1 pseudogene is annotated in these 6,251 nt (G+C 63.3%); it reads left to right on the top strand.

From position 1 onward, the window contains the following. Nucleotides 1-6,251, top strand: a pseudogene (locus PZA18_RS23350) (hypothetical protein); the annotation flags it as partial.

Here is a 6,251-nt window from a genome sequence, read left to right as displayed (position 1 = left end):
ACAGACCGAGTACGACATCGCCGGCCGCATCACCAAGACCGTGCGCTACGCGACCCCGGCCAAGCTGTCGGTGGTGGCGCCCTTGTTCAGCCCGGTCAGCGGCATGGCGGGCCAGAACCTCAGCCCTACGCAGACGCAAGACATCATTAACGAAGCCGGCAGGCTGGGCGGTGACCTGGCTAACCGGGTCGAACGCTTCTGGTACGACACGGCCGGCCGCCTGATCCTCAGCGCCGACGCCGGCGGCATGCTGACCGAACGCACTTACGACAAGTCGGGCAATGTGCTGCGGCAGGTGCAATATGCGACCCCGGTCAGCGAAGCGACTTTGAGCCAGAACGAAACCAAGGTTGGCAAGTTGGTTGATCCGGTGACGGGCAAGGACACCCTGCAAATCAACGGGGCCGAGGCGGTTCTGGCGAATGCACTGGCCCCCAAAGAGGGGAAGCCGTCGCTACGCCCCAAACCCAGCAGTCTCGACCGCATCAGCCGCACCGTCTACGACCACTTCAACCGGCCGGTGTATAGCATCGATGCGGGGGGCATGGTCAGCCGTACAGACTACGATCTGGCGGGGAATGTGCTGCGGGTACTGCAGTTTGCGACAGTGTTCTCGCTCGATGGCACCGAGATCCCCGACTACGATGGCAGCCGGGAACAACTGGATGGCATGAGCCAGGACCAGCTGGCCCAGACCCTCAAAACCTTCGATCAGGCCAATCTGCGCCACTTCAAGAACCGGGCGACGGTAGCCCGCTACGACGCAGCCGGCCGCAAGAGCCTGACCATCGACGCCGAGGGCTATGTCAGCCGGACCACCTATGGGGTGGGTGAGACCCAGCAGATTCGCTACCGGTCGGCGGCGTTGCATGATTACTTGCAAACCCCTGCTGCCTACTGGAAGTGGCTGGAGCTCTCGAAAGAAGACCTGGCCGGCGAGAAACTGGGTGCCGCCCAGACGGCCCTGAGTAGCGTCCTCAACGGCGGCCGCAGCACCGAGATCACCCGCAGCAATGCCGCCGGCCAGATCCAGTCGGTGACCCAGACCGATACGGTGCAGGGTGCATTGGAGATCGTCCGGCAGTACGAGTACTACGGCAGTGGTCTGCTCAAGTCGCTACAACTTGGCAAGGTGGTGCTTGGCGACAATGAACCGCAAAAAACCGAGTACTTCTACGATCAGGCCGGCAATCTGGTTCTGGAAAAACAGGGTACAACCGGGCTCACCGGCTATCGCTACGATGCGGTGGGCAATCGCACGGCCAAAATCGATGGCCGTGGCTTGGCCTTCTATGGCTTGCCGGCCGATCTGCTGGCCATTGCCCAAGGGTCCATCCCCAAAGTGGCCACCGATGCCATCAGCTCACACCGCAACCAGGTCCATGAAAACCTCAATCTGAACGCTCAGGAATGGGTGGGGCTGGATCGTTACACCACCCGCTATCAACACGATGGCCTGGGTCGCGTGATCAAGACCATCACACCGCAGGTGACCGAATTCAGTGAGAGCGATAAGACCCGGACCGCCCTGACCAGCTGGGAAGCCGAAACCGAGTACGATGTTTTTGGCAATGTCGTACGTCAGAGCGAGCCTTATCTGACTGGCGGTCGCAATAGTGCCGCATCCAGCTACAGCTATTACGACCGGCAGAATCGCAAGACACTGCAAGTGCTGGCCGGGGGCAGCGTGATCCGGACCCGCTACGACAGCTTTGGCAACGCCAAGGAAATCGTCAAATTCGACCGGAAAATGGTGGCAGCGGCCCACCCCAACCAGGAACCGCCCAAATGTGTGGTGGCCACCGGCCAGATTGACTTCAAAGATGTGGAGGCGGACCCGTCCATCGACAGCGTGACCCAGATCACCCATGACAAGCTGGGGCGCCAACTCGAAGTGCTGGATGTCCGCTTCGCGATCACCCGTCCCGCCCCCACCGAGGCGCCCACGGCAGCGGCCGGCGGCGGTACCGGGATCGGTGGCGAAACCACGCCGACCCAACCCCAGCCCAAGCCGGTCACCGACTACTACGGCAAGTTCACCCGCTATCAGTACGACGCCTTCGGCCATGTCAGCACCCGGGTGGAGGGTGCCCATATCAAGCCAAGTGAAGGCAAGCCGAGCGAACTGGCTGTCACCTGGATGGGCGGCTACGACCGCCTGGGCCAGCAGCGTTACGAATCCCGGTCAGGCCAGGGCTTGATCAACTTCAGCGTGAGCAAGGAATACGATGCCTTTGGCCAGCTCAGCAGCAAAACCGAGAGCGCTGAAACCAGCCTGCGCACCGACTACCTCTTCGATGGCTTCGGTCGCCTGATCTCGGTCAAGCAGCCGGTCGGCAACTACTTCATCAACGATAAATGGGTCAGTGCGCGGCGCGAAGAACGCTACGAGTACAACAATGCCGGGCAGCAGAGCCGTCAGGTCAGCGGTCTGGAAGGCGTCACCGACAGCGCGCATCAGCGCAGCGAGACCATCCTTTACGGTGCCAATGGCCAGAAAAAACAGGTGACCCGCACCCAGGGCAGCGATACGGTGAAGACCACCTACACCTACGATGCTGCCGGCCGGGTGTCTAGCCAGACCGCAGGCGGACAGACCCTGTACCTGGCTTACGACCTGCAAGGCAACGAGACCGAGCGCTACAGTGGCGAGACCTTCTGGGGCCAGGTCGAGGACGGCGGCAACTGGCAGGCGTCGGCCAAGACCTATGTGGTACAGCACAAGCGCTATGACGGCCAGGGCCGGCTGACGCAGGAATGGTCAAGCGCCTGGGAAAACCAGTCGGCAGCGGGCACCCCGCAGCTCAGAAACCGCGAAACCAGCCGCCAGCACCGGTTTGCCTACGACGCCCAGGGCCGCAAGTGTAGCGAGGGTTATGACGGGGAATCCTTCACCCGCTGGATCTATATCAACCTGTCGAACGACCCGGTTGATCCGAAGGCCACCAAGGACAGCCGTCGCGTCATGGTCGAGATCCGGCTGACTCAGGATGACATCGACAAGAACCTGACGGCGCAGAGCCTGAGCGATGAGACGCTCTGGGGCTATGTCCAGCAAGAGAAGGAGTTCAGTGCCGATACCCGCTGGACCATTCATCGGCTGGATGCCGATGGCCGCGTTCTCGAAAAATCCCAGCGCGGCAGCAGCGCGGTGACCCGCTACCACTACGATGCCCTGGGCCGCCTGGTGGAAAGCCAGGATGCCGACGGCATCATCATGCGTTACGACTACGACCTGCTCGGCAATGAGACCCGCCATGCCCTGGGTGCCGCCACCGACGCCAACGGCCAGGCGCTGGTGCAGAGACAGGTGGTGACCAGCCAGCTCGATGGGCATGGCCGGGTGATTGCCACCACGGAATGGGGCAGCTCGCGCCAAGTCAACGGGCAGGAGCAGGACGTGGCCGATCTGGGCCTGGAAGGTCAGACCCAGGCGGTGCGCACCACCCGCTACTTTTACGAAGGCAAACAGCTGATGGCCGAGCAGCGGCCCGATGGCGTGATCACTTACTACGGTGAAAACGCCCAAGGCGAACGCTGCCTGGAAGCCCGTCTGCACACCGATGCAGCAGGCGCCTATCAGTTCGCCTTGAGCAAAACCGCCTACAACGCCCAGGGCCTGAAAAAGCAGATCGCGACCTATTCCGGCCAGATCAACGACCGGGCGGTGGCTTTCGACGCCAGCGCCCTGGCCGCCCATCGCCAGACGCTGGCGGGGGCCAGCTGGCAAATCCTGCAGGTCATCGATCAGGACTACGACGGCGCGGGCCAGCTGATTGCACGGGGCACCCATGCGGGTCAGGCTGTCAGCGGCTACCACAAGCAGGAGCGCTATAGCTACGACGGCCTGGGCCGGCTGCGCCAGAGCAATAAAGACGGCGTGGTCCAGTACTACCTCAACAGCGCCGCCGGCGATGCGGTGCTGACCTTGAGCGCAGGGGCAGGCCAGACCGGCCTGTTTGAAGTGGGGGCCGGCCTCACCTTCAACCTGATCGACCTGGCCAGCAGCATCCGCCAGAACCAGATGAGTGTGGTGGCCAAGCGCTACAACCTGCGCCACCAGCTGACCGACAGCTGGAAGCTGGCGCAGGCCGGGGCTGACGCGGGCGGGCTGCAATTCGACTTTGCCCAGCGTAACCAGGCGCAGGTGGGCCAGGTGAAACTGGAACCGGCGCTCTTGGGTGGCCAGCTGAAGGGCACACTGGAATGGGCCGGCACCGCCAACCAGGCCCAGCCCAAGCTGATATTCAGCGGGGTTGAACTGGAAACTCTGCGCCGCTATGCGGCCCAGGGCACCCTGACCCTTCACCTCGACTGGCTGGGCAGCCAGACCCTGACCCCGATCACCGTGGCAATGATCGATGAGAAACTTCAGGCGACCCCGCCTGGCAGCCTCGAAGTGCTGGGGCCGGTGTCCAAGCCCTACTACGTCAACCAGGGCGGAGACATCAATCAGAACGTCATCAGTCCCGCCCTCAGCCATCTGGAAATGTCGATTCAGCTGGAGCGCAAGAACGCGGTTTCGGGCCGTATCGAACGCCAGACCCTGCTGACCGGCCGGGGCATTGTTGAAGAAGAGCAAACCGTGCAGAAAAACAGCGCCGGCGAGCGATTCAGGGTGAAACATACGACTTGGGAAGGCCAGCTCCACAGCACCCCGCTGAACGTGGACCGGCTGCACCTCTACGCGCTGCCGCCCACCGCCAGCAGCCTGCAACTGAGCCTGTGGCGCCAGGATGGCACACTGGCACAGACCCTGAGCGATATCCGGGTGCAGGAGGGTCAGGCCAGCTTTGCGCTGCCCGATGGCCTGAGTGGAAGCTATCGCTACCAGTACGGCTACACCGTGGCCGGTTCGCACCAGGTCTTGCTGGCGGGCGAAGGCAGGCTGGAAGTGATCAGCGGCCAGACCAGCCGCCTGCTGCCCGATAGCGCGTCCGACCCGGTCAGCGCCCGCTTTGACGACAACCGGCTCAAACTCAGCAATGCCCCTGGTGGGATCGGTGCCTGGTTCTACCGCCCCCGGAATACGGTCGGCCCCTATACCCCCGTTGGCCTGAACGACCAGCCTAAACTGGCTGGCCTCAGCGGCGAGTACGAAGCACTCTACTTCACAGGCGAGCCGGGTCAGGTGCAATCACGCGGCCGGTTCAACTTCCATGTGACGGACGGCAAGATTGATGTCGTCAGCGCGGTGCAAGCCAGCCCGCGCAGCGTGGAAGGCGAGCTGATCGTCCTGCGCCAGACCAACGGAGCCGATTACCTCTATTTGCTCGATGGCGGTCGCGGTGTCGGCCCGGCCTGGCACCAGCCGTCCCGCCTGCGGCTGGCGCCCGACCTGACCCGGAACGCCAATGTCGAAGGCATTGAACGCAGCAGCCTGATTGACACCCGCCGGCAAGTGGACGAGCACGCTGGCTTCCAGCAGGGCGGCGTCTACTTCCACCTGCCCGAGTCGGTGAGCGGCAACCAGATCTACGAACTGGAAGTGGGCGGCCAGCTCTGGTATGGCCAGCTCCACATCCACTACGAAAACGGGCAGCCCCGCATCCAGCTGACCCCGCCGGGCGATTCGCAACTGGTCCGCATCAGCGGCCCGGTCAGCGCTGCCACCGCCCGGGTCAAACTGGAGATCGGCCAGCCGGACGACAACTACCCGAAAACGCTGAACCTGGAGCCGACCCGCAATGCAGACGGCAACTACACGCTCGACAAGATTCTCAACCTGCGCAAGTGGCTGCAAGACTACACCCCGCGCAACAACGTGCCGGTGGTCGATGGCAAGGTCAACCTGCAATACCGGTTGATCCCGTCGGCCGGCGACATCGTGACCGGCCCCCTCGCCAGCGGTGTGCTGACCTTTGCCCCGGGATCGAGGCCGGAAGACCGTAAACCGATCTCGGCGATTGCCGATGGCGCGCCGGCACAGGTGGGCGAGCGCCTGTCCACGCTCGATGGGGGCCAGACCATCCACCATCACCAGCAGTACAACAGCTTTGGCGAGCTGATCAAAGAGATCGACGGCAACGGCCACGCCACCGAATACCACTACAACCAGCGCGGCCAGCTTGACCAGAAAACCGCCGGCCTCACCAGCAGCGGCCAGTTCGACCCCAGCCGCTATAACCAGTACGCCGGCGACAGCCAGACCCTGGCGACCCAGGCCGCCAGCACCGTCATGACCTACACCGCCGGCGGCCGGCTCAAGCAGATCACCGACGGGCGTGGCAACGTCACCGAGTACAGCTACG

It is taken from the genome of Parachitinimonas caeni (genome assembly GCF_030129945.1).
GTDB lineage: Bacteria > Pseudomonadota > Gammaproteobacteria > Burkholderiales > Chitinimonadaceae > Parachitinimonas > Parachitinimonas caeni.
This window is presented reverse-complemented; position numbering and strand designations above follow the sequence as displayed.